22 protein-coding genes are annotated in these 22,114 nt (G+C 59.6%); 9 read left to right on the forward strand and 13 right to left on the reverse strand.

Annotated features, from left to right (window positions below):
- Positions 1-99: 99 nt before the first annotated feature.
- Positions 100-903: a phosphatase PAP2 family protein gene (locus M0808_RS08865; protein WP_247840774.1), complete on the reverse strand. Its 804-nt coding sequence runs from the start codon at positions 901-903 to the stop codon at positions 100-102.
- A 105-nt stretch (positions 904-1,008) separates the two neighbouring features.
- On the opposite strand from M0808_RS08865, the gene hslO reads away from it, so the two are divergent.
- Together hslO and M0808_RS08875 are read left to right on the forward strand one after the other, a co-directional pair.
- Complete coding sequence (gene hslO, locus M0808_RS08870; protein WP_247840776.1) at positions 1,009-1,911, forward strand: Hsp33 family molecular chaperone HslO; 903 nt, start codon at positions 1,009-1,011, stop codon at positions 1,909-1,911.
- A gap of 181 nt (positions 1,912-2,092) precedes the next feature.
- The gene (locus M0808_RS08875) at positions 2,093-3,634 is read left to right on the forward strand and encodes a phosphoenolpyruvate carboxykinase (RefSeq protein ID WP_027611209.1); all 1,542 of its coding nucleotides are present in this window, start codon (positions 2,093-2,095) and stop codon (positions 3,632-3,634) included.
- 65 nt (positions 3,635-3,699) lie between these two features.
- Here the strand turns inward: M0808_RS08875 and nadS are convergent, their stop codons facing one another.
- From nadS to M0808_RS08900, 5 genes are all read right to left on the reverse strand, one after another.
- Positions 3,700-3,987 carry a NadS family protein gene (gene nadS / locus M0808_RS08880; RefSeq protein ID WP_098966690.1) on the reverse strand — a complete coding sequence of 96 codons (288 nt, stop codon included), beginning with the start codon at positions 3,985-3,987 and terminating at the stop codon, positions 3,700-3,702.
- A 2-nt stretch (positions 3,988-3,989) separates the two neighbouring features.
- Positions 3,990-4,304, reverse strand: coding sequence for a type II toxin-antitoxin system RelE/ParE family toxin (locus tag M0808_RS08885; protein ID WP_011331970.1), 315 nt, complete (start codon positions 4,302-4,304; stop codon positions 3,990-3,992).
- 111 nt (positions 4,305-4,415) lie between these two features.
- The gene (locus M0808_RS08890; RefSeq protein WP_098966691.1) at positions 4,416-4,715 is read right to left on the reverse strand and encodes a hypothetical protein; all 300 of its coding nucleotides are present in this window, start codon (positions 4,713-4,715) and stop codon (positions 4,416-4,418) included.
- A gap of 342 nt (positions 4,716-5,057) precedes the next feature.
- Positions 5,058-6,200 carry a hypothetical protein gene (locus M0808_RS08895; RefSeq protein ID WP_223008833.1) on the reverse strand — a complete coding sequence of 381 codons (1,143 nt, stop codon included), beginning with the start codon at positions 6,198-6,200 and terminating at the stop codon, positions 5,058-5,060.
- An 82-nt stretch (positions 6,201-6,282) separates the two neighbouring features.
- Complete coding sequence (locus tag M0808_RS08900; RefSeq protein ID WP_027611213.1) at positions 6,283-6,567, reverse strand: hypothetical protein; 285 nt, start codon at positions 6,565-6,567, stop codon at positions 6,283-6,285.
- A gap of 302 nt (positions 6,568-6,869) precedes the next feature.
- Between M0808_RS08900 and M0808_RS08905 the strand changes: the two genes are divergently transcribed.
- The 4 genes from M0808_RS08905 to M0808_RS08920 all read left to right on the forward strand — a co-directional run bounded on the left by M0808_RS08905 (position 6,870) and on the right by M0808_RS08920 (position 11,318).
- The gene (locus M0808_RS08905; protein ID WP_096796723.1) at positions 6,870-7,373 is read left to right on the forward strand and encodes a polysaccharide deacetylase; all 504 of its coding nucleotides are present in this window, start codon (positions 6,870-6,872) and stop codon (positions 7,371-7,373) included.
- Positions 7,374-7,554: 181 nt separating this feature from the next.
- Positions 7,555-9,489: an ATP-dependent DNA helicase RecQ gene (locus M0808_RS08910; protein WP_247840778.1), complete on the forward strand. Its 1,935-nt coding sequence runs from the start codon at positions 7,555-7,557 to the stop codon at positions 9,487-9,489.
- Between the two features lie 142 nt (positions 9,490-9,631).
- A complete protein-coding gene (locus tag M0808_RS08915; protein ID WP_247840780.1) occupies positions 9,632-10,855 on the forward strand; it encodes a 3-hydroxyacyl-CoA dehydrogenase in 1,224 nt (407 codons plus the stop codon).
- Between the two features lie 31 nt (positions 10,856-10,886).
- Positions 10,887-11,318 (forward strand): thioesterase family protein, encoded by a 432-nt coding sequence (locus tag M0808_RS08920; RefSeq protein WP_247840782.1) that lies wholly within the window; start codon positions 10,887-10,889, stop codon positions 11,316-11,318.
- 64 nt (positions 11,319-11,382) lie between these two features.
- Here the strand turns inward: M0808_RS08920 and M0808_RS08925 are convergent, their stop codons facing one another.
- The 3 genes from M0808_RS08925 to fdhD all read right to left on the reverse strand — a co-directional run bounded on the left by M0808_RS08925 (position 11,383) and on the right by fdhD (position 15,376).
- A complete protein-coding gene (locus tag M0808_RS08925; protein WP_027611218.1) occupies positions 11,383-11,862 on the reverse strand; it encodes a glycine zipper domain-containing protein in 480 nt (159 codons plus the stop codon).
- A gap of 329 nt (positions 11,863-12,191) precedes the next feature.
- Positions 12,192-14,540 (reverse strand): FdhF/YdeP family oxidoreductase, encoded by a 2,349-nt coding sequence (locus M0808_RS08930; protein ID WP_247840784.1) that lies wholly within the window; start codon positions 14,538-14,540, stop codon positions 12,192-12,194.
- Positions 14,537-15,376, reverse strand: coding sequence for a formate dehydrogenase accessory sulfurtransferase FdhD (fdhD, locus tag M0808_RS08935; RefSeq protein ID WP_027611220.1), 840 nt, complete (start codon positions 15,374-15,376; stop codon positions 14,537-14,539). The genes M0808_RS08930 and fdhD overlap by 4 nt, the downstream gene beginning before the upstream one ends.
- A gap of 188 nt (positions 15,377-15,564) precedes the next feature.
- Between fdhD and lysM the strand changes: the two genes are divergently transcribed.
- On the forward strand, positions 15,565-16,005 hold the full coding sequence (gene lysM / locus M0808_RS08940) for a peptidoglycan-binding protein LysM (protein ID WP_027611221.1): 441 nt from the start codon (positions 15,565-15,567) through the stop codon (positions 16,003-16,005).
- 102 nt (positions 16,006-16,107) lie between these two features.
- Here lysM and yrfG read toward each other — a convergent pair whose 3' ends face one another.
- Positions 16,108-16,770 (reverse strand): GMP/IMP nucleotidase, encoded by a 663-nt coding sequence (gene yrfG, locus M0808_RS08945; RefSeq protein ID WP_247840786.1) that lies wholly within the window; start codon positions 16,768-16,770, stop codon positions 16,108-16,110.
- An 88-nt stretch (positions 16,771-16,858) separates the two neighbouring features.
- Here yrfG and nudE point away from each other — a divergent pair, with 88 nt between their 5' ends.
- Positions 16,859-17,425, forward strand: a complete 567-nt coding sequence (nudE, locus tag M0808_RS08950; protein ID WP_047600934.1) for an ADP compounds hydrolase NudE — start codon at positions 16,859-16,861, stop codon at positions 17,423-17,425.
- A 5-nt stretch (positions 17,426-17,430) separates the two neighbouring features.
- On the forward strand, positions 17,431-18,264 hold the full coding sequence (cysQ, locus tag M0808_RS08955; RefSeq protein ID WP_098966709.1) for a 3'(2'),5'-bisphosphate nucleotidase CysQ: 834 nt from the start codon (positions 17,431-17,433) through the stop codon (positions 18,262-18,264).
- 207 nt (positions 18,265-18,471) lie between these two features.
- Here the strand turns inward: cysQ and M0808_RS08960 are convergent, their stop codons facing one another.
- The 3 genes from M0808_RS08960 to M0808_RS08970 are packed head-to-tail and all read right to left on the reverse strand — an operon-like array spanning position 18,472 to position 22,114.
- Positions 18,472-18,927 (reverse strand): YiiD C-terminal domain-containing protein, encoded by a 456-nt coding sequence (locus M0808_RS08960; RefSeq protein ID WP_134785197.1) that lies wholly within the window; start codon positions 18,925-18,927, stop codon positions 18,472-18,474.
- Entirely contained in the window at positions 18,924-20,309 is a 1,386-nt protein-coding gene (locus M0808_RS08965) for a sigma-54 dependent transcriptional regulator (protein ID WP_098966712.1), read from the reverse strand. The genes M0808_RS08960 and M0808_RS08965 overlap by 4 nt, the downstream gene beginning before the upstream one ends.
- Positions 20,306-22,114: an ATP-binding protein gene (locus M0808_RS08970; protein WP_247840788.1), complete on the reverse strand. Its 1,809-nt coding sequence runs from the start codon at positions 22,112-22,114 to the stop codon at positions 20,306-20,308. Before M0808_RS08970 ends, M0808_RS08965 begins: the two co-directional genes overlap by 4 nt.

Raw genomic sequence — 22,114 nt, forward strand, 5'->3', positions numbered from 1 at the left:
TCGATCATGTATTTCAAAGTACAACCGAGTCGACTGGTTCAGTGACTGCTACGCAGCCAAGCGGGAGCAAGCTCCCTCACCACAGGTGTGTGCAAACTGTCAGTTCGCGGCAGACACCACACTCATCCGCGAAACCAGCGGCAGCTTGCCCAGCAAAGCGAAAATCGGCGCAGTCACCTTCAGCCAGAAGTTGGCGGCGTGATAGGCAAACGGCGTGTAGTAACCCCAGCCCAACGCCCACACCGCCAGCAGCATGCCGCCGATGTAATCGTCCTGGCCCCAATGCGCGCCGGCCACCAGACGTGGCAGCATGAACAGCAACGCCAGGCCCCAGATCGTCAGGAACTGGCCGACTGAGCGACTGAAGACCCCCATGAACAGCGCCCAGATCAGCAACACCGAAGCGTGGTCACCGGGGAAGCTCTGGCTCGAGCGATCCTTCAGCTCCCAGGCTTTTTCCAGATGCGGGAAATAGTCGCTCAGGTGCACCGCGCCTTCCAGCACCATCGATGGGCTGCTGTGCTGCCAGTCCATGTAGTCGGCGAATTTGGAAAACAGCGCGCGAATCACCACCATCAGCAGCAGAATCGAGAAAAAACCGAAGAAGGCGCGACGTACATCAATCGCCTTGAACACCCAGTCGCCCTTGATCAGCAGCGTCAGCAGGATCAGACCGACGACGATGTCGAACGGACGCAGACTTGCAATTGCCCAGATGTGGAGCCATATGGGGTTGCTGGCCAGTGGTGCATTGAGTGAGCGGAACAGCCACTCGTCGAAAATCACACACAGCATCTGGCCCGTAGGCCATAACCAGAAAGCCAGTAGCGCTAATGGCACTACGTTGCACAGAACCAGCCGGCCGAGGTTCCACCTTGATTGGAACAAACCCGGATTGTTCATAAAATGCCTCCCGTGGCTGAACGTTTTGCACCAAACAGGTGCGAAGAAAGCGCGGGATTTTCATCTTTTGTAACCTTTTTGTCATCAATTCAGATACCCAGACCTATGACCGACCTACCGGATACCGACTACACCCAACGCTTCATCTTCGATGACAGCGACACTCGCGGCGAACTGGTGGCGCTGGAACGCAGCTACGCCGAAGTCCTCGCCAAGCACCCGTACCCGGAGCCGGTCGCGCAGTTGCTGGGCGAACTGATGGCGGCCGCTTCGTTGCTGGTGGGCACCCTGAAGTTCGACGGCTTGCTGATTTTGCAGGCACGCTCTGAAGGCCCGATTCCACTGCTGATGATCGAATGCTCCAGCGAGCGCGAGATCCGTGGCCTGGCGCGTTATAACGCCGAGCAGATCGCCGCGGACGCGACCCTTGCCGACCTGATGCCGGGCGGTGACCTGACCCTGACCGTCGACCCGACGATTGGCCAGCGTTATCAAGGCATCGTCGATCTCGACGGCGAAACCCTGTCCGAGTGTTTCACCAATTATTTCGTCATGTCGCAACAGGTCGGCACCCGCTTCAAGCTGTTCGCCGACGGCCGCCGTGCTCGCGGAATGCTACTGCAGCAACTGCCGGCCGACCGCCTGAAAGACGAAGAAGAGCGCGCCGAAAGCTGGCAGCACATCACCGCCCTGGCCAGCACCCTGACCGCCGATGAATTGCTCAGCCTGGACAACGAAACCGTGCTGCATCGCCTCTACCACGAAGAGCAGGTGCGCCTGTTCGATGTGCAGAACCTGCGCTTCCGTTGCAGCTGCTCGCGGGAACGCTCGGGCAATGCGCTGGTCAGTCTGGGTCTGGAAGACGCGCAGGCACTGGTGGCAGAACGCGGTGGCGAAATCGAGATCGATTGCCAGTTCTGCAACCAGCGTTACCTGTTCGATGCGGCCGATATTGCTCAATTGTTTGCTGGCGCAGGCGTCGACACGCCGTCAGATACCCGGCACTAAAACGGTTCAGCGCAGGTAAATTCACTGCGTAACGACGGAATTTCGCCGTTACGACGGGAGGACCCTACTCTTTTTGGGCTTTTCTGGCATAATCCGGCCCACTTTTTTCGCGGTAGTAGTGCACGACTTTCTACTACAAAACGTTTGGAGCACACTCGGCCACTGGCCGACGGGGAACCTCATGACGCAAGCCAATAACGCCGTGTACACCGATCTGAGTGTTGATGATCTGGTTAAAGAAGCCCTGCAACGCGGTGAGGGCGAGCTTGCCGATACCGGCGCTCTGGTAGTCCGCACCGGTCATCGCACCGGCCGTTCGCCAGTCGATCGTTTCATCGTTGAAGAGCCTTCCACCCAGGCCGCTATCGCCTGGGGCCCGATCAACCGCAAGTTCCCGGCCGACAAGTTCGACGCGCTGTGGGCTCGTGTCGAGGCGTTCAACAACGCGCAAGAGCACTTTGTTTCCCACGTGCATGTAGGTGCGGCTGAAGATCACTACCTGGCCGTGAAAATGACCACCCAGACTGCCTGGCAGAACCTGTTCGGTCGTTGCCTGTTCATCAACCCGGCCCAGTACAACCCGGCCGGTCGTGACGAGTGGCAAGTGCTCAACGTGGCCAACTTCGAGTGCGTGCCTGAGCGTGACGGCACCAACTCCGACGGTTGCGTGATCATCAACTTCGCGCAGAAGAAAGTGCTGATCGCCGGTATGCGTTACGCCGGTGAAATGAAGAAAGCCATGTTCTCCGTGCAGAACTTCCTGCTGCCGGCCGCTGACGTGCTGCCAATGCACTGCGCTGCCAACATCGGCGAAGAAGGCGACGTGACCCTGTTCTTCGGTCTGTCGGGCACCGGTAAAACCACCCTGTCGGCCGACGAAAGCCGTTACCTGATCGGTGACGACGAACACGGCTGGGGCGAAGGCGTGGTGTTCAACATCGAAGGCGGCTGCTATGCCAAGTGCATCGACCTGTCCGAGAAGAACGAGCCGGTCATCTGGAAAGCCATCAAGCACGGCGCAGTCCTGGAAAACGTGGTCATCGACGACGCCAAACACGCTGACTACGCCGATGTCAGCCTGACCCAGAACAGCCGCGCGGCCTACCCGCTGGAGCACGTCGCCAAGCGTTCCGAGAAGAACCTGGGCGGCGAGCCAAACGCGGTGATCTTCCTGACCTGCGACCTGACCGGCGTGTTGCCGCCAGTGTCGATCCTCAACGAAGAACAAGCGGCCTATCACTTCCTGTCCGGCTACACCGCGCTGGTGGGCTCGACTGAAATGGGTTCGGGCAGCGGCATCAAATCGACCTTCTCCACCTGCTTCGGCGCACCGTTCTTCCCGCGTCCGGCTGGCGAATACGCAGAACTGCTGATCAAGCGCATCCGCGGCTTCGGCTCCAAGGTCTACCTGGTCAACACCGGCTGGACCGGCGGTGGCTACGGCGTCGGCAAACGCTTCAACATCCCGACCACCCGTGCGGTGATCGCAGCGATCCAGAGCGGCGCGCTGATCGGTGCTGCCACCGAGCACTTGGACACCATCAACCTCGACGTGCCACTGGCCGTACCGGGCGTTGAAACCAACCTGCTCAACCCACGCAACACCTGGGCTGACAAGGCTGCGTACGACGAAGCTGCCAAGGCGCTGGCCGGTCTGTTCATCGAGAACTTCAAGAAGTTCGAAGTGAGCGACGCGATCAAGGCTGCGGGTCCTAAGTTGTAAGGCTTAGTTCTGGTGAATAAAAAAGCCGCCTCTTAGGGGCGGCTTTTTTGTGGGTGTTCATTTTCTCAATGAGCCAATGCATTCAAAACATGAACCGGGTCGTTATGAATGGCCTTGAGCAAAGCTTTTGCCGGCCCGGTTGGCTCGCGACGGCCCTGTTCCCAATTTCGTAGAGTGCCGAGTTGGACGTCGATCAGTGCCGCAAATTTGGTCTGGGTCAAACCGGTAGCTTTACGAATTTCTTTGACCTGCAATGCATCAACGTGGAATTCGCGAGAAGGTGTGCGCTCGCCTCGTACGATCTCGTCCATCTCTTGCACACTTTCCATCAGCTCATCAAAAAACTTGCTCATGGTCATCTCCATTTTTCGATCAAGACCTTGAGTGCTTTACGCTCATCGCTGGACAGATCGTGTTGTTCATTTTTAGGGTAGATCATCAATAACCCGATTTGTGACGCCGAAACGAAGTGGTAGTAAATAACACGTGCTCCGCCTCGCTTGCCGTGTCCTTTCGCTGCAATTCGGGTTTTGCGAATCCCGCCTGTGCCTTCAATTACATCGCCAATCGAAGGGCTTACAACCAGTTGCTTCTGAAAAGCGGCGTACGTGTCATCATCCAGCAGCTCTTTTACTCGACGGGTAAAGATCCGAGTCTCAATAAAAATCATCGTAAATGTACGCCATTGGCTTACTTTTCAGCAATGCTGAAGTGATTTGAGTAGATGACTGGTAAGTGATCGTTCTCATGTCGAACATGGGAACGATCTGATCACTCAACCTCAGACTGGAGCTTTCCAGCCGAGCATCTGCTGCTGCGCGACCTGCAGCAGGTCACAGCCATCCTGCGTCAGCAGATAGAGGGCGTGGGTGATGTGGGGGATGTCTTCGACGTCGGCTTGTTTGAAGCTGAGGCAGTAGAGGGTTTTCAGCAGGTCGCTGGAGGCGCGCAGGCGTTGGACGGCGCATTCGAGGATGTCTTGCGGGTTGGCCGTTGTGTCGATGATCAGGGGCTTGGTGTCGGTGAGGTTGGATTCGAGTGAGCGGTAGCGATCGAGGGGAAGCGGGGTCCATGCTTTCATAGTGTGTATTCCAAATGTCGTGAGGATTCATCCCACCGTGACCAAGCGATGGGAGGCGAACTGTGTTCGGGTTGGTCAACCGAAGGAACACACAAGTCCGGCACGCTCAAAGGCGTCCCAAACACAGCCACCATTAAGCGTGCAGACATTTGAATTGCCGGCAGCATACAACGGACGCATTTATGTGTCCCACCGGGTGACCAAGCCCGAGCCGCTGATTTGCCAGCGACAGTCACGACTATAGATTTGTGATCTCAAGCCGCGATAGGCGACAAAGAGTCTTGGCGTGTAGGAACGGGATGAAGATCTCATCGGGCGTTCCTACCGGTCTTTCTTCGTTTTTCAACGTAAATGCTGATACGCCGAAATATCCAGCAAGCTGGTTGCCAGGCCGGTTGCCGGCTTGTAGATCTCGCCTTTCACGCTGGTGAACGGTACACCTTTGCTGCCCAGCGAAACGTAGCGCTCGCCTTGGTCCAGCTCGGTGAAGTAGGTGTAGGAATGTTTGTGCATCAGTGTGTATTTGGCTTCGTCGCGTGCGATGCCGTTGGTGAGGTTTTCCAGATCGGCCTGGGTCAGATTCAACGTTTTTTGCAGTTGCACGCCCCAGCGTTTGAGGCAGGTTTCGGCGAGGTGGCGCACGATGCGTCCGGGCTCGGACAGCGCTTTCAGATCACTGGCGCCGGTCGGGACGCCGCCGCTGCTGGTGGCATTGCCGGCCATGGTGGCGTGGCGGCCAGCCATAGGATAGATGTAGGTTTTAGTGCCGGTAGCGGTCTGTGGAATGACGCAGCTGAAACCTTTTGAGCGTTCGTCACGAGCATAGAACGCTACATACTCTTTGACATTGCCCGCGAGTTTGACGCGCTCTTCCTGAAAGTTACCAATACCTGGCACGGGATCAAGAGCGAAGATATTGACCGGGATGTTTTTCAGCAGACTGTCCTTGAACATTGCATTGGCCAACATATGGCAACTGATGCCGCCCCGGCTCCAACCGACGAGATTGACTTGAGTCGGAATAACACCATCCTTGCGGTGGGTTTTGATGATTCCTTCCTGTAATTGCTGCTGGGTAATGCTGCGATTACCGTAATTATATTTGCGCCAGAACCAGGAACCCTCGACTTTTACATCTTCGATCGGAATGCCGGCAGCTTTCAGGCGATTGTATTCGGCTTCAGTCAGTTGCTCGCGTTGCCAGTCGCATTTGCCCTTGATGATATTGAGCGCATGCAACACGTTTTCTTCCCAGCCCTTGCCGAACAAGGTGCCGCTCATGCCGTATTCCTTGGTCTTGGTGAATAGATCGTCGGCCTGCAGGTTGCCGCTGCCGGGGCCATCGACCACGATCCACTCGGCAAACTCGTAACCCGTATGATTGGCAGCCAAGGTGGAAATCAGTTCACCGTTCCAGAAGTTTTCGTGGGTGACGTCGAATTTATTGGAACCAGTTCCGCAAAAAAATATAGTTAAAACAGTCATTGTGTTGCTCTCGGTTAAAGTAAGAGTCAACAACTTAGGACTTTTTTGGATGTTTATTAAAGCATTCTGTTGTTTCTGGATTTTAGTTGTTTTCAGTGTCGGTCTGTTGTTGGGGTTTATGTTTTGCTACTTCGAGCAAGTCACAGCCATCCTGCACTAATAAATAAAGAGCATTGACGATGTTAGGTATATCTTTCACGTCGGCCTGTTTGAAACATAAACAGTAAAGGGTTTCCAGCAGATCGCTGGCGGCACGCAGTCGCTGGTCCGCGGCATCAAGCAGATCGCGATGGCTGGAGTGAGTATCGATGACCAATACGGGATTTTCGTTGTAGCAAGTCTTCAAAGGGCGATAGCGGGTAATCATGGTGAGGCTTGTCCTTTACAAAGGCACTCGGGCGGGGCTGATTCAGTGGTCAGTCGCGCCGGCCACTATAGAAGTGCGTGGCGAGCACTCACAAGAGCGCCGCAATGGACGCCGTTCGTAGGGGATTTTCCGAGGGCCGGGCATATGCCCTACAAGGTTTTGCGGTTTTTTCGGGGTGAAACCCCTAGCGCAGAAATTTCCCACAGGATTCACAGGCGTTTCTTGGCAGATCTATGTATGGTGCGCGCCAGAATCTGTAGGACGTTTCCAAACGTCCGATACGCGCTTAAAGGGAATTGAGTATGCAGTGGCTACGTATGGCCTCGATTTTATTGCTATGGGCCAGTGGTTGCCGTTTGGCCATGGCGTCTGATGCCGGCAACGGCTGGACGTTTGCCGACCTCGAACGCACCGGTTGGCCCGATGCGCTCTCCAGCCAGACTGGCATCGATACCGCCTCGCGCGCCGAGGTGTTGATGTTCGGCAGGGCCTTGCTCGCCAGTGAAGCGCTGGACGAGGCAGGGCTGGAGCAGCGACTGGGTGTGCCGCATGTGCAGCTCAAGTCGATCAGGCAGGTGCGTGACGGTCTGTGGGATCGTTTGCTGAGCACCTATCGCAACGCCAGCGTTGACTGTGACGGGCAGCCGTTCTGCCCGCGCGTGCGCAGTGTTGCGGAACTGCGGCAATTGGCGGCGGCCTTCACCGGTGACATCAGCCCGGCTCATGCGTTGTGGGCGAGCAAAAGCCAAGGCGTGCATGAGCAGGTGTTGAACGAGCAACTGCGAGTGGCGGTTTTGCGGCCCTGAACGGGTAAGTTTGTATCGCTGTTTTGTGCCCCTTCGCGAGCAGGCTCGCTCCTGCAGTGGACCGAGTTGTCTGCGCTATTGGCTGTATCATCCCGTATTGAATTGACCCCGGCCTTTTCTCGACTCGCTGCGATCGCCCGCTAGGCTGTTGGCATCACAGCGGTCAACGGAGTGACAGCGCATGCACAACACCCTGGAACAGGTTTTCGGTTATCCACAGTTTCGACCCGGGCAGGAAGCCGCGATCAGCGCGGTACTGGCCGGGCGCTCGGCGGCAGCGATTTTCCCCACCGGGTCTGGCAAGTCGCTGTGCTATCAAGTACCGGCACTGTTGCTGCCACATCTGACCCTGGTGGTCTCGCCACTGTTGGCGTTGATGCAGGATCAACTGGCATTCCTCAAGCGTCACGGCATCAGTGCCGGCAGCATCGATTCGGCACAAAGCCGCGATGACGCCAATGATGTGATGGCCCGCGCCCGTTCGGGTGAATTGAAGATCCTGATGATCTCGGTGGAGCGCCTGAAGAACGAGCGTTTTCGCAATTTTTTGCAGCAGGTGCCGATCTCGCTGCTGGTGATTGACGAGGCGCACTGCATCTCGGAGTGGGGTCACAACTTCCGCCCCGACTACCTGAAGCTGCCGGACTACCAGCGTCAGTTCAATATCCCGCAAACCCTGCTGCTGACGGCCACGGCGACGCCGAAAGTCATCGCCGATATGCAAGCCAAATTCGCCATCGCTGCCGAAGATGTTGTGACCACCGGTTTCTATCGCCCAAACCTCAATCTGCTGGTGGAGCCGGTGCGCGGCCAGGACAAACGCCGACGTCTGGTGGAGTGGATGAGCGAGCGCCCGAGCCAGCCGAGCATCGTCTACGTCACGCTGCAGAAAACCGCCGAGCACATCGCCGAACATCTGGGGCGCAACGGCATACAGGCCGAGGCTTATCACGCCGGTTTACCCAACGATCAGCGCGAGGCGATCCAGAAGCGCTTCATGGCCGGACAGTCCAATTGCATTGTCGCGACCATTGCGTTCGGCATGGGCATCGACAAGAGTGACATCCGCAACGTGGTGCATTTCGACCTGCCGAAATCCATCGAGAACTACAGTCAGGAAATCGGTCGCGCCGGGCGGGACGGGCAGCCATCGGATTGCCTGGTGCTGGCCAACCGCGACAGCCTCAACGTGCTGGAAAATTTCGTCTACGGCGATACCCCGGAGCGCGAGGGAATTCGTTGTGTGCTGGAGGAAATGCAGGCTGCCACGCCCGAAGGACAGTGGGAGTTTCTGCTCGGGCCGTTGGCGGATCAGAGCAACATTCGCACGCTGCCGCTGAAGACGTTGTTAGTGCAAATGGAGCTTCGCGGCCTGATTGCTCCGCGCTATGCCTATTACGCCGAGTACCGTTTCAAATACCTGCTGGAGCCGGAAGCGTTGCTTGAGCGTTTCGAGGGAGAGCGCAGGGAGTTTGTCGCGGCCATCATTCACACCTCCAGCCGCGCACGTACCTGGGCCACGGTGAATTTCGAGGCGATGTACACGCAGTATTCGGCTGAACGCAATCGGGTGGTGACGGCGCTGGATTATTTTCAGGAGAAGGGCTGGGTCGAGCTTGAGAGCAAGCAGATGACCGAGGTCTACAACGTGCTGCACAGCGATTTCGACAGCGCTGTGCTGAGCGCCGAGTTGCACGAATACTTCACCCGGCATGAACAGACTGAAGTCGCGCGGATTCACGCCATGCTCGAACTGTTCGCCACTGAGCGCTGCCTGGGTTATCGCCTGGCCGAGTACTTCGGCGACCACAATGCGCCCGAGCACTGCGGGCACTGTTCGGTGTGCCACGGTGATGTCGCGCGGCTTCCGGCACCTCCCGAGTTGCCAGCGCTTGTGGATAAGAACTTCGCGGCGTTGTGCGGTGATTTTATCCACAGGCACGAACTGCACACCGGCCATGTGCCGACGGCGGAGCGCCTGACGCGTTTTCTGTGCGGGATCAGCGTGCCGCTGTTTACCAAGTTGAAGGCGCGGACGATCTCGGGGTATGCGGCGCTGGAGCAGTATCCGTACGCGGAAGTCCGCAGTTGGGCTGACAATCATCTGCTCGAGTAAATACAAACCCTGTGGGAGCGTGTGATGCCATGGCGGCCTGTATCCATGCGCTGAATGTCGCTCATCACGGTAATAAACTTCAAAAACGCCCGGTGCCTGACTATGGTGAAGGCTGTCTTCGGATCGCCAACAAGAGAACAACATGAGCCAGACATCCTTCGATATTCAGCAAGCTGCCGTGATCGGCGCGGGCACCATGGGCCGCGGTATTGTCATGTGCCTGGCCAATGCCGGCATCGCCGTGCAGTGGGTCGATAACAATCCACAGATGCTCGAACAGGCGCTGTCCACCGTGGCCGATACCTATGCGCACAACGTGCGACAGGGACGGATCGACCAGGCCGAGGCCGATGCGCGGATTGCCCGTGTCAGTGCGGCGGCAGACTATGTGGCGATCCGCAACGTCGATCTGGTGATCGAAGCGGTGTACGAAAACCTCGCGCTCAAGCAGAAGATCTTTCGCGAACTGGATGGCCTGCTCAAGCCTGAGGCGTTGTTGGCGAGCAACACCTCGGCACTGGATATTGATGCGATTGCCGCTGCAACAAAACGTCCATCGCAAGTGCTCGGCCTGCATTTCTTCAGCCCCGCGCACATCATGAAACTGCTGGAAATTGTACGTGGCGCGCAGACGTCGCCAGCCGCACTGGAAGCGGCGCTGGTGCTGGGCAAACGCATGGGCAAGGTCAGTGTGGTGTCGGGCAACTGCCACGGTTTTATCGGCAATCGCATGTTGCATCCGTATGTACTGGAGGCGCGCAAGATGCTGCTCGAGGGCGCTTATCCACAGCAGGTCGATACGGTTTTGCAGGGCTTCGGTTTCGCCATGGGACCGTTCCGCATGTATGACGTCGTGGGCATCGATCTGGAATGGCGCGCGCGCGAATTGGCCGGCAAGGGGCAGGATGCGCCAGAGGTTCAGGTCGACAACCGTTTATGCGAACTGGGGCGTTTCGGGCAGAAGTCCGGCAACGGTTACTACCACTACGAGCCGGGCAGTCGTCAGGCAGAGCATGATCCTGAGGTCGATGCGCTGATATTGAGCGTCAGCGAAGGCCTCGGCTTTCAGCGCCGGGAGATTGGGTCCGAGGAAATCCTCGAGCGGTGTCTTCTGGCGCTGGTCAACGAGGGCGCGAAAATTCTTCAGGACGGCATTGCCGAATCGGCACATGACATCGATCAGGTGTACCTCAATGGCTACGGCTTCCCGGCGGACAGAGGCGGCCCGATGGCCTGGGCGGACGATCAGGGGCTGGCGGACATTCACAAGCGCTTGCTGGCGCTGGAGACGCGACAGGGCGATCAATGGCGGCCGGCGCCACTGATTGGCGAGCTGGCGGCGCGAGGCAAAGGTTTTTACCTTTAGACTGGACAGATAACTCAAGGAGTCGATACCGATGTCCAGCACCATGGCGCAACGCGCCGATTACCCGCATTTCCAGCCGATCACCACCCGCTGGCACGACAACGATGCTTATGGCCACATCAACAACGTCACCTACTACAGCTTTTTCGATACTGCCGTGAACACTTACCTGATTCAGGTCGGTGGCCTGGATATCCACGACGGCGAGGTAGTGGGTTTTGTCGTGAGTTCATCTTGCGATTATTTCGCCTCGATCGCTTTCCCGGACCTGATCGAGATCGGTCTGCGGGTCGGCAAGCTGGGTAACAGTTCGGTGCAATATGAACTGGCGGTGTTCAAGGTCGGTGAAAGCGAGGCGTGTGCGGCGGGGCGTTTTGTCCATGTATTCGTGGACCGGACGAGCAATCAGCCGGTGCCGACTCCAGGCAGATTGCGTGACGCGCTGGAGCGTCTGGTGGTTTGAACCAGAGCAAAAAAAATCGCAGCCCTTGGGCTGCGAATTTTGCTTTCGCGCTTAACGCAACGGATTAGTCGCGATAGTAGCGGTGATGCTTGCGGTGGCCATAAGCGTGGCCACGGCCAGGGTGACGGTCGCGATAGTAGCGACGGTCGTCACGGCCGCGATCGTAATGACGACCCTCGTCATTGCTCTGGTTACCCATGTAATTGCCCAGCGCGCCACCGGCACCGCCACCTGCTGCGGCGCCGATCAGACTGCCGGTGGTGCCGCCCATGCTGCGGCCAACCACGTTACCGCCGGCTGCGCCCAACGCACCGCCGATGGCCGCTTCGCCACGGCTGTGTTTGTTGGCGCCGACCGCGCTACCACCCGCGCCGCCCAGAGCTGCGCCAATGGTTGAACCTGTGCTGCCGCCTAAAGACTGACCGACGACCGAGCCAAGAACCCCGCCCAATGCGCCGCCCACACCTGCTTCGGTGGTGCCTCCGGCAGAAGCGAAGCCACTGACCAGGCCAAGGGACAACAAGAGAATCGAGGAGAACTTCATAGAGGAGCCTCAAAGGGATGACGGCGCCGATCCTGAGGCTGTGTAACAAGGCTGACAATCGAAATCCGACGAATAACACGACTTGTATACAATTATGCAAGTTGCTGTTTTGTATGCGGAACTTAAGCGATTTTCGCCGGTCTTTAGCTACTTCGGACAGGCCGCTTTTGAGAAAAAGCGGCCTTTTTTGTGGGCGTTGGAAGGGTGCAGGGTACAAAGATTTTTGTTGAATGTGCCACCGCTTTCGCGAGCAAGCCCGCTCCCACATTTGAAATGCATTCCAATGTGGGAGCGGGCTTGCTCGCGAAGGGGTCAGTCCAGGCAACGCTTTACGCAGATTTGGCCATGATCAACCCAGTCTCGCTTGCTGCCTCCAGCCGGATCGCAATGAACTTCGATGTCGGCGTATGGCTGCCATCCCCGGTGCTTTCCAGCGGCACCAGCGGATTCACTTCCGGGTAGTAAGCCGCTGCCTGACCCGCCGGAATATCAAACGCCAGCAAGGTAAAGCCCTTCACCCGACGCTCACGGCCATCGTCCCAGATCGACACGATGTCGGCCTTCTGCCCCGGGCGGAAGCCCAGACGAATGATGTCGGCCTCGTTGGCGAACAACACATCGCGCTGGCCCTTGACCCCACGGTAACGGTCGTCGAGGCCATAGATCGTGGTGTTGTACTGATCGTGGGAGCGCATCGATTGCAGGATCAGATCCGGCAGTTGCCCGGTGGCGCGGGTACGCTCGTGCACCAGATCCTTGGGCAGCAGGTTCGCGCGGAAATTGGCCCGGCCCGACGGGGTGTTCCACTTGCGTGCACCGGCACTGTTGCCGAGGTAGAAACCGCCCGGGTTCTTGACCTTTTCGTTGAAGTCCTTGAAGCCCGGAATGGTATCGGCGATCAGGTCGCGGATGCGCCGGTAATCGGCCACCAGCCAGTTCCAGTCCACCGGTTTGCTGCCCAGCGTGGCGGCGGCGATGCCGGCGATGATTGCCGGTTCCGAGCGCATCTGGTTCGACAGCGGCTGCAACTGGCCGTTGGACGCGTGAACCATGCTGAACGAGTCTTCCACGGTGACCGCTTGCGGGCCTTCGGCCTGGATATCGATGTCGGTTCGACCCAGGCACGGCAGGATCAGTGCGTCTTTACCGTGGGCCAGGTGGCTGCGGTTGAGCTTGGTGCTGATCTGCACGGTCAGGTCGCAATTGCTCAGCGCCGCGAAGGTGCGCGGGCTGTCCGGCGTGGCCTGGGCAAAGTTGCCGCCCAGACCGATGAAGACCTTCGCGCGGCCCTCGGCCATCGCATGGATCGCCTCGACCACGTTGTGCCCGTTGTCACGCGGCACCTTGAACTGGAAACGCCGCTCAAGGGAATCGAGGAACGCCACCGGCGGACGCTCGTTGATACCCATGGTGCGGTCGCCCTGCACGTTACTGTGACCGCGCACCGGACACAGGCCGGCGCCGGGTTTGCCGACGTTGCCGCGCAGCAGCATCAGGTTGGCGATTTCCTGGATGGTCGGCACCGAGTGGCGATGCTGAGTGATACCCATCGCCCAGCACATGATGACGTTCTTGCCTTTGGCGTACATGCGCGCCGCTTGCTCGATCTCCACCAGGGTCAGGCCGGATTGCGCGACGATTTGCTCCCAAGGCGTGTCATCGACCACGCCGAGATACTCCAGCACGTTGGCGCTGTGCGCATTGAGGAAGTCATGATCGAACACTGCCGGCGTGCCGGCCTTCTGCGCATCGCGCTCCCACTGTAAGAGGAACTTGGCCATGCCGCGCAGCACCGCCATGTCGCCGCCCAGTGCCGGACGGAAGTACGCGGTGTTGGTCGGCTTGTCGCCGTTGGTGAGCATTTCGATCGGGTGCTGCGGGTGCTGGAAACGTTCCAGGCCACGTTCTTTCAGCGGGTTGATGCACACTACTTGCGCGCCGCGCTTCACCGCTTCACGCAGGGGTTCGAGCATCCGCGGATGGTTGGTGCCGGGGTTCTGGCCCCAGACGAAAATCGCGTCGGCGTGTTCGAAGTCGTCGAAAGTCACGGTGCCTTTGCCGACGCCAACGCTCTGCGCCAACGCCACACCGCTGGCCTCGTGGCACATGTTCGAGCAGTCGGGGAAGTTGTTGGTGCCGTAGGCGCGCACGAACAGCTGATACAGGTACGCCGCTTCGTTGCTGGCACGGCCCGAGGTGTAGAACTCGGCCTGGTCCGGGCTCGACAGCGCTTGCAGGTGTTTGCCGATCATTGCAAAGGCATCGTCCCAGGCGATGGGTTTGTAGCGGTCGGTCTGCGCGTCGTAGACCATCGGCTCGGTCAGGCGGCCCTGGTATTCAAGCCAATAGTCGCTCTGCTCCAGCAACGAAGTGACGCTGTGTTTGGCGAAGAACTTTCCGTCCACCCGCCGCTTGGTCGCTTCCCAGTTCACTGCTTTGGCGCCGTTCTCGCAAAACTTGACCATGCCGCTTTCCGGCGAATCGCCCCAGGCGCAGCCCGGGCAGTCGAAGCCGCCGTTCTGGTTGGTCTTGAGCATCATGCGCAGGTTTTTCAACGCGTTGTCGCTGGTCAACCAGGCCTGGGCCACGCTGATCAGCGCACCCCAGCCGCCGGCTGCACCTTTGTAAGGTTTGTAGCGCGGGACAGGTTTCTGGTCGGCTTGATGATGTTGGCTCACGCTTGATTCTCCATCGCTGGGCTGTAGACCCGCGGCGCATTCTTCTGCGGCAGGTGGATGAGATTGAGGTTGTGGCGACGGGCCCATTGCACGGCAAGGCCCGTGGGCGCGGACAGGCTGACCAGAGTCTGGATGCCGGCGCGTAAAACTTTCTGGATCAATTCGAGACTGCAACGGCTGGTGACAATCGCCAGGCCACCTTCTGTGGAAATCTTCTGGCGGATCAGCCCGCCAATCAGTTTGTCGAGGGCGTTGTGCCGGCCGATGTCTTCACGGCCCAGCAGCAATTCACCGCTGGCGTTCATGAACACCGCCGCGTGTACCGCGCCGCAGTGCTGACCGAGCGGCTGAAATGCCCCGATGCGCTGGCGCAGGCCGTCGAGCCATGCGGCGGGCGGTAACGGTGCACCTGGCAGGACGTTCAGATCGGGCAACGCTTGCTCGACGGCTTCAACGCCGCACAGCCCGCAACCGCTGGTGCCGGCCAGTTGCCGGCGCTGTTGCTTGAGGTTCCAGAACGCGCGGTTGGCGATGGTCACCTGCGCGTATTGCGCCGAGCCCGCGCCGGTCAGTTGCAGGTCATAAATGTCGCTGGCGTCTTCGATGATGCCGCTGCCAAGGCTGAAACCGACGATGAAGTCTTCCAGATCCGTCGGCGTCACCAGCATCACAGCCTGACTGATACCGTTGTAGGCGATCGCCAACGCGACTTCCTCGGCGAGCGCGGTGCTGGCCGATTCCACAAGGGGCAGATCGCTGTAGCTGTAGGTCTGGCTGGCGGCGGGCGCGGGCGTTTCGAGTGCAGGCGCCGCGCAAGTTGGGCGCTTGGCGTTCATGGCATCACCGACGGATTGATCAACGCTAAGACTAGGCGCGGCAACTTGTCGCGTCTAATCGGTACTGTCGATCTATTGATAGATGGCGTCGATCAAGCGGCTGTCGGGTCATTGGTCGGCCCGGAACCGGGTTGGTCTGGTGTGGTCTAGGCTTTGACGTCTGGAATCCAAATCAAGGAGTGTGCGCTATGAGTCTGTTGAGCTTTGTGAAAGAAGCCGGTGAAAAGCTGATCGACCTGCTGACCCCGGGTAATGCCAATGCCAGCGAACAGTTGAAGGAACATATCAGCAAGGTCGGGTTGGGCAACCCGAATGTTCAGGCAACCGTGGACGGCGACAAGGTGACGGTCACCGGTGAAGTTGCAAGTCAGGAGGAGAAGGAAAAAATTCTGCTGGCGGTGGGTAACATCGAAGGCGTGGGCAGTGTTGATGATCAGATCACCGTGACCGGGCCGGTTGTGGCTGCCGCACGTTTTGTCGTGGTGAAAAAAGGCGACACCCTCAGTGCGATTTCCCTCGCGGTGTATGGCAACGCCAATCAGTACAACAAGATCTTTGAGGCCAACAAACCAATGCTCAAGGATGTAAACAAAATCTACCCGGGCCAGACCCTGCGTATCCCGGAGTAACACAACACCCTGTAGGAGCTGCCGAAGGCTGCGATCTTTTGATCGTGTTTTTTAAACAATCAAAGTCAAAAGATCGCAGCCTTAGGCAGCTCCTGCAGGAAATCAGAGACCACGAATCAAATCGCGGTAGTCTTCAAGTGCCGCAAACTCAGCCGTGTCCTTCGGCCCTTTGCGACTGTCCGGCTCTTTCACCGCCAACAAATGCGTCACGCCAAATTCCCGCGCACTACGCAGAATCGGCAACGTATCGTCGATGAAAAGACTGCGTGCCGGATCAAAATCGATATCCGCCTGCAAGGCATCCCAGAACTGCGGGTTCTCCTTGGGATAACCGTAATCGTGGGAGCTGATCAGCCGCTCGAAGTACGGCGCCAGTTCGATCCGCTCCAGTTTCAGTGAGAGCGAATCGCGGTGCGCGTTGGTGATCATGATCACCCGTTTGCCGGCTTTTTTGATCGCCTGCAGAAAGGTGTCGGCATCCGGACGCAGCGCGATCAGGTGCGCGGTTTCCAGTTTCAGCTCGCGCACCGAGAGCTTCAGTTCGGCACTCCAGAAATCCAGGCAGTACCACTGCAGTTGCCCGGCATGGCGCTCGAACAGCGGCTGCAACTCCATGTCGGCCATGGCCCGGCTCACCCCGTGCAGTTCGGCGTAGCGTTGCGGCAGGTGTTCCAGCCAGAAATGGTTGTCGAAGTGCAGATCCAGCAGGGTACCGTCCATGTCCAGCAGGACGGTATCGATGTCAGACCACGGTAAAGAAGGCATGGCAACGTCTCGAGCGGTAGAAAGATATCCGACACAAACAATCGGGAAAGCCGCGTTATAGTAGCGCGTTCACGCCAAGGAGCTTTGCATGCGCCAGAAACCCACTGTACTCGCCCGCGAGATTGTCGCCACCAGTCGTCTGTTTTGCGTCGAAGAACTGAAGCTGCGTTTTTCCAATGGCGTGGAACGCACTTACGAGCGTCTGGTTGGCAAAGGCGCGGGTTATGGCGCGGTGATGATTGTGGCGATGCTCGACAGCGAACACGCGGTGCTGGTCGAGGAATACTGCGGCGGCACTGACGAGTACGAACTGTCCCTGCCCAAAGGCTTGATCGAGCCGGGTGAAGATGTGCTGGCAGCGGCCGAGCGCGAACTCAAGGAGGAGGCCGGTTTCGGCGCGCGCCAGCTGGAACATCTGACCGAGTTGTCGCTGTCGCCCGGTTACATGAGCCAGAAGATCCAGGTGGTGTTGGCCACCGATTTGTACGAGGAGCGTCTGGAGGGCGACGAGCCGGAGCCGATGCGCGTCGACAAGGTCAACCTGCGTGAACTGGCGGCGCTGGCGCAAAACCCGCAATTTACCGAAGGCCGTGCCCTGGCTGCGCTGTATCTGGCGCGTGATCTGCTGACGCAGCGCGGGTTCTTTCAGTCATGAGTGAGATGTCGATGAAGTTTTCCCATCCGTTGATGGCGCCGGTGGTTGAGCTGGCGTTGCAGGCTGGCGAGGCGATTCTGCCGTTCTGGCGCTCTGGCGTGGAGGTCACCGCCAAGTCCGATGATTCACCGGTGACCGCAGCGGACATGGCCGCGCACCATGTCATCGTCGCCGGGCTGACCGCGCTGGACTCCAGTATTCCGATTCTGTCCGAGGAAGACGCCAACATTCCGCAGAGCGTGCGCGCCGGGTGGCAGCGCTGGTGGCTGGTGGATCCGCTGGATGGCACCAAGGAGTTCATCAGCGGCAGTGAAGAATTCACCGTCAACATCGCCCTGATCGAAAACGGGCGGGTGGTGTTTGGCGTGGTGACGATGCCGACCAATGGCCGGTTCTATGTCGGCGGAGCCGGTCTCGGCGCGTGGCGTGGGGACAAAGGTGGTTCGCCGGTGGCGATTGAGGTGCGTGAGGTGCTCGCGCCCGGTGAAGCGTTCACCGTGGTGGCGAGCCGTCGGCACTCGAGTCCGGAGCAAGAGCGGCTGCTTGCCGGTCTGAGCGCCAGTTTGGGCGAGTTGCAACTGGCAAACATCGGCAGTTCGTTGAAGTTTTGTCTGTTGGCTGAAGGGGCGGCGGATTGTTATCCGCGATTGGCGCCAACTTCGCAGTGGGACACCGCGGCGGCGCAGGGCGTGCTCGAAGGTGCTGGCGGCGAAGTGTTGGATCTGCAGGGCGAAGCGTTCTGTTATCCGGCGCGGGAATCGCTGCTCAATGAGTTCTTTCTGGCGTTGCCGGCGAAGGCGGCGTGGCGTTCAAGATTGCTGGAACTGGCTCGGGGGTAAGTGGGTGGATTCTCGATTCCCCTCACCCCAGCCCTCTCCCGGAGGGAGAGGGGGCCGATTGGGGGATGCTGGTGAGGTTCACCGACTTGAGCCAGTTCTACTGAATCCATAATCGCTGCCGATCTTTCAGGTCGATGCCTGACGCAAGACGCCTCGGTCAGTCCCTTCTCCCTCCGGGAGAGGGTTAGGGTGAGGGGCTGTTGACGTTCAGCGGTGCAGAACGTATTGCCCGCTGAACGTCACTGCATTCTCATCACTGCCGGCGTTGACGATTCGCGTATTGAGCGTCAACCGTGCGCGCCCATAACGCTGATACATCGCCAGAAACTTCTTCCAGACCGCCGCTTCCGGTGGCGGACAAATCGCTGTGGCATCATCGGTCACGGGCAGCGGATAACTGATCTGGCCTTCCTGAATCACGATGTGCCCGTCGTCGATGCCTTCTTCCTTCAGGCGCAAATGCAGCCAGCCCCAGCCCGCCAGCACCGCGCCACAATAGAGGCTGCCGCCGAACATGGTGCTTTTGTGATTGACGTTCGGCTCCAGCGGCAAGTGCAGGCTCAACTGCTGCTCGTGCCAGGCGAGGACCTTGAGGCCCATCTCGCGCGTCAGGGGAATGTCGTGATGCAGCACCGACTCCAGATAGCGACTGTCGCGGCTCATTCGGCTTCGTCTCCATTGGCGTTACTGTCGGCGAAATTCAAGCCGTGCTTGCGCAGTTTGTCGTGCAGGGTCTTGCGCGGAATACCCAGGGCTTCGGCGAGGCTGCGCACCGAACTGTGGGAGCGCGCCAGTTCGGCGGCAATCAACGACTTCTCGAAGTTTTCCACTTGCTCGCTCAGGCCGCCACTGATGACTTCCACGCTGGTGCCGCCGCTTTCGCTTCCACTGTTATCCAGCGCCAGTTCCAGACCGAGGGCGAAACGCTCGGCAGCGTTCTGCAATTCGCGCACGTTGCCCGGCCAGGTGTGGCGCAGCAGCAATGCGCGTTGCGCCGGTTGCAGTTCGTGAGGCGGCAGACCATGGCGGGCGCTGGCTTCATCGGCGTAGTGCTGGAACAACACCAGCGCGTCCTCGCCGCGTTCGCGCAGTGGCGGAATGCGCAGCGGTGCAACGTTCAATCGATAGTACAAGTCGGCGCGAAAACGCCCTTGATCGGCAGCCTGACGCAGGTCTTCCTTGGTCGCGGCGATGACGCGGATGTCCAGCGGGATCAACTGATTGCCACCCAGACGTTCGACCACGCGCTCTTGCAGCATGCGCAGCAGTTTCACCTGCACGTCCATGCTCATGCTTTCGATTTCATCGAGGAACAGCGTGCCGCCGTTGGCGAATTCGAACTTGCCGATCCGGCGTTTCTGCGCGCCGGTAAACGCGCCTGGCTCATGCCCGAACAGCTCACTTTCGACCACCGATTCGGCCAGCGCCCCGGCGTTGATCGCCACGAACGGGCCGTTGCGCCGGCTCGACAAATCGTGCAGCGCGCGGGCCACGACCTCTTTACCGGCGCCGGTTTCACCGAGGATCAGCACGTCCGCCTTGGTCGCCGCCAGCGCGCCGATCTGCTCGCGCAGGCGCAGCATCGGCGCCGAGTGGCCGACCAGGCGTGCGCTCAGTTCGTTGCGATCGCTCAGGGCCAGGCGCAGGCTGCGGTTGTCCAGTACCAGCCGGCGCAGGGCCAAGGCGCGGCGCACGCTGTCGAGCAGCGCGTCACTGGCGAACGGTTTTTCCAGAAAGTCATAGGCGCCGGCACGCATCGCCTGCACCGCCAACGGCACGTCGCCGTGGCCGGTGATCAGCAGCACCGGCAGCTCCGGATCCTGAGCGTGCAATTCGCTTAATAGCTCCAGGCCGTCCATGCCCGGCATGCGGATGTCGCTGACCACCACGCCGGGCCAGTCACGCTCCAGTTGCCCGGCCAGACCTTTGGCTTCGGACAGCGGAAGGATTTTCAGCCCGGCCAGGTCCAGGGTCTGGCCGAGGGCCTGACGCAGGTGCGGATCGTCGTCGATCAACACCACCTGAATGCGATTGTCGATGGTCATGCACTTCGATCCTCGGACGGTTGCAGGCTGACCCCGGGCGCGCCGGCGCGCAGCCGCAGGGTGATCAAGGCGCCGCCTTGCTTGTGGTTGGCGAACGACAGTTCACCACCGAAGGCGCGCATCAGGGTTTCACAGATGGCCAGCCCCAGGCCAAGGCCCTGAGTGCGGGTCTTGGTGGTGTAGAAGGGCTCGCTGGCGCGGCCGAGGGCTTCCATGCAGAAACCCGGACCGTTGTCGCGAATGTACAGATTGACGCCCTCGGCCGTGGATTCGGCACTCAGCCACAGTTTGCGCGGCGGGCCTTTTTCGGTCAGCGCATCGAGGGCGTTGGCCAGCAGATTGCCGAGCACCTGGCGTAGACGGGTTTCCCCGGCCTCGACCCACAGCGTGGCGGCGGGCAGATCGCGGATCAGTTCGACTTCCATGCTGCGGCGCCGTTTGGCCAGCAATGCGAGCGCATCGTCCAGCGCCGGTTGCAGGGCCACGCTTTCCGGGGCATGGCGGTCGCGGCGGGCGAAGGCACGCAGGTGAGCGATGATCGAGGCCATGCGCCCGGTCAGTTCGCTGATCAGTTTGAGGTTGCCGCGAGCATCGTCGATGCGTTGATGATCGAGCAGTACTTCGGCGTTTTCCGCATAGCTGCGGATCGCCGCCAGCGGCTGGTTGAGCTCGTGGCTAATACTCGCCGACATCGTACCCAGCGCCGAGAGTTTGCCGGCCTGGACCAGATCGTCCTGAGCGCGGACCAGCTCCTGCTGGGCCTGTTCGCGCTCCAGCACTTCCTGCTTGAGTCGGCGGTTGAGGCCTTCCAGATCGCTGGTCCGCTCGGCCACCCGACCTTCCAGTTCACGACGGGCCTTGGCTTCAAAGGCGATGCGTTCCAGATAATGCCGACGGCGCTGCATCATCAGCCCCAGCAACAGCATCACCACCAACAGCGTGGCGCCGCCGATTGCGACCACGGTGCGCACCGGACGATCGATCAGCGTGCGCGGAGCGAGGATGCTGACGCTCCAGCCGGTTTCGGCGATATCGACGGTTTGGGTCAGCCAGGCGTTGTCGCTGAGGTTCAGAGGACGTGGCTCGCGGGTCGGATAGGGCAGGATGGCGGTGATCGCCGAGCGCTCGGTGTCGCTCAAGATACGGGTCGAGCGAAAGCGCCATTCCGGGCGCGAGGTGAGAATCACCACGCCGTTGTGGTCGGTCACCAACAGTTGTTCCGGGGTTTTGCCCCACAGGCTTTCGGTGTGATCGAGGTCGACTTTGATCACCAGCACGCCGATGATTTTTTCGCCGTTGCGCACTGCGGCGGCGAAGAAATAACCGCGTTTGGCCGAAGTGGTGCCGAGGCCGAAGAAACGCCCCAGACGTCCGGCCATGGCTTCGCTGAAATACGGACGGAAAGCGAAATTGCGTCCGACGAAACTGTCGTGTTTGTCCCAGTTCGACGCCGCGAGAGTCTGGCCGCTGGTGTCCATCAGGTACATGACCTCGGCGCCAGTCTGTGCGGCAATGTTTTTCAGCAGGCGATTGGCATTGCCCTGGGTGACGCCGTCGTCCGGTGCACCGAGCACGGCGCGCAGGGCCGGCAGGTCGCCGAGAATCTGCGGCAACACTTCATAACGGTGCAGGGTGCCCAGCAGGTTGGCGACGTAGAGGTCGAGGGTCTGGCGGTTTTGCCCGGCCAGTTCGCTGCGGTAATAACGTTCGGCCAGATGCTCCAGCGGCCACAGCAGCGGTGCCAGACACAGGGCCAGCAGGGCGAGGCTGCGCCAGCGGGGTCTGCGGGGAAGGGTAGGTTTCAT

The sequence above is a fragment of the Pseudomonas sp. MWU12-3103b genome, from assembly GCF_023100615.1.
In the GTDB taxonomy this organism is placed as follows: Bacteria; Pseudomonadota; Gammaproteobacteria; order Pseudomonadales; family Pseudomonadaceae; genus Aquipseudomonas; species Aquipseudomonas putida_A.

Bases quoted from the DNA above. Each gene is read 5' to 3' on its own strand.
- M0808_RS08970 (WP_247840788.1), bottom strand. From the start codon at position 22,114: ATGAAACCTACCCTTCCCCGCAGACCCCGCTGGCGCAGCCTCGCCCTG.
- M0808_RS08925 (WP_027611218.1), bottom strand. From the start codon at position 11,862: ATGAAGTTCTCCTCGATTCTCTTGTTGTCCCTTGGCCTGGTCAGTGGC.
- fdhD (WP_027611220.1), bottom strand. From the start codon at position 15,376: ATGAACGCCAAGCGCCCAACTTGCGCGGCGCCTGCACTCGAAACGCCC.
- M0808_RS08965 (WP_098966712.1), bottom strand. From the start codon at position 20,309: ATGACCATCGACAATCGCATTCAGGTGGTGTTGATCGACGACGATCCG.
- M0808_RS08865 (WP_247840774.1), bottom strand. From the start codon at position 903: ATGAACAATCCGGGTTTGTTCCAATCAAGGTGGAACCTCGGCCGGCTG.
- M0808_RS08905 (WP_096796723.1), top strand. From the start codon at position 6,870: ATGCAGTGGCTACGTATGGCCTCGATTTTATTGCTATGGGCCAGTGGT.
- M0808_RS08960 (WP_134785197.1), bottom strand. From the start codon at position 18,927: ATGAGCCGCGACAGTCGCTATCTGGAGTCGGTGCTGCATCACGACATT.
- hslO (WP_247840776.1), top strand. From the start codon at position 1,009: ATGACCGACCTACCGGATACCGACTACACCCAACGCTTCATCTTCGAT.
- M0808_RS08910 (WP_247840778.1), top strand. From the start codon at position 7,555: ATGCACAACACCCTGGAACAGGTTTTCGGTTATCCACAGTTTCGACCC.
- cysQ (WP_098966709.1), top strand. From the start codon at position 17,431: ATGTCGATGAAGTTTTCCCATCCGTTGATGGCGCCGGTGGTTGAGCTG.
- M0808_RS08875 (WP_027611209.1), top strand. From the start codon at position 2,093: ATGACGCAAGCCAATAACGCCGTGTACACCGATCTGAGTGTTGATGAT.
- yrfG (WP_247840786.1), bottom strand. From the start codon at position 16,770: ATGCCTTCTTTACCGTGGTCTGACATCGATACCGTCCTGCTGGACATG.
- M0808_RS08890 (WP_098966691.1), bottom strand. From the start codon at position 4,715: ATGAAAGCATGGACCCCGCTTCCCCTCGATCGCTACCGCTCACTCGAA.
- nadS (WP_098966690.1), bottom strand. From the start codon at position 3,987: ATGAGCAAGTTTTTTGATGAGCTGATGGAAAGTGTGCAAGAGATGGAC.
- M0808_RS08895 (WP_223008833.1), bottom strand. From the start codon at position 6,200: ATGACTGTTTTAACTATATTTTTTTGCGGAACTGGTTCCAATAAATTC.
- M0808_RS08920 (WP_247840782.1), top strand. From the start codon at position 10,887: ATGTCCAGCACCATGGCGCAACGCGCCGATTACCCGCATTTCCAGCCG.
- M0808_RS08915 (WP_247840780.1), top strand. From the start codon at position 9,632: ATGAGCCAGACATCCTTCGATATTCAGCAAGCTGCCGTGATCGGCGCG.
- M0808_RS08900 (WP_027611213.1), bottom strand. From the start codon at position 6,567: ATGATTACCCGCTATCGCCCTTTGAAGACTTGCTACAACGAAAATCCC.
- nudE (WP_047600934.1), top strand. From the start codon at position 16,859: ATGCGCCAGAAACCCACTGTACTCGCCCGCGAGATTGTCGCCACCAGT.
- lysM (WP_027611221.1), top strand. From the start codon at position 15,565: ATGAGTCTGTTGAGCTTTGTGAAAGAAGCCGGTGAAAAGCTGATCGAC.
- M0808_RS08885 (WP_011331970.1), bottom strand. From the start codon at position 4,304: ATGATTTTTATTGAGACTCGGATCTTTACCCGTCGAGTAAAAGAGCTG.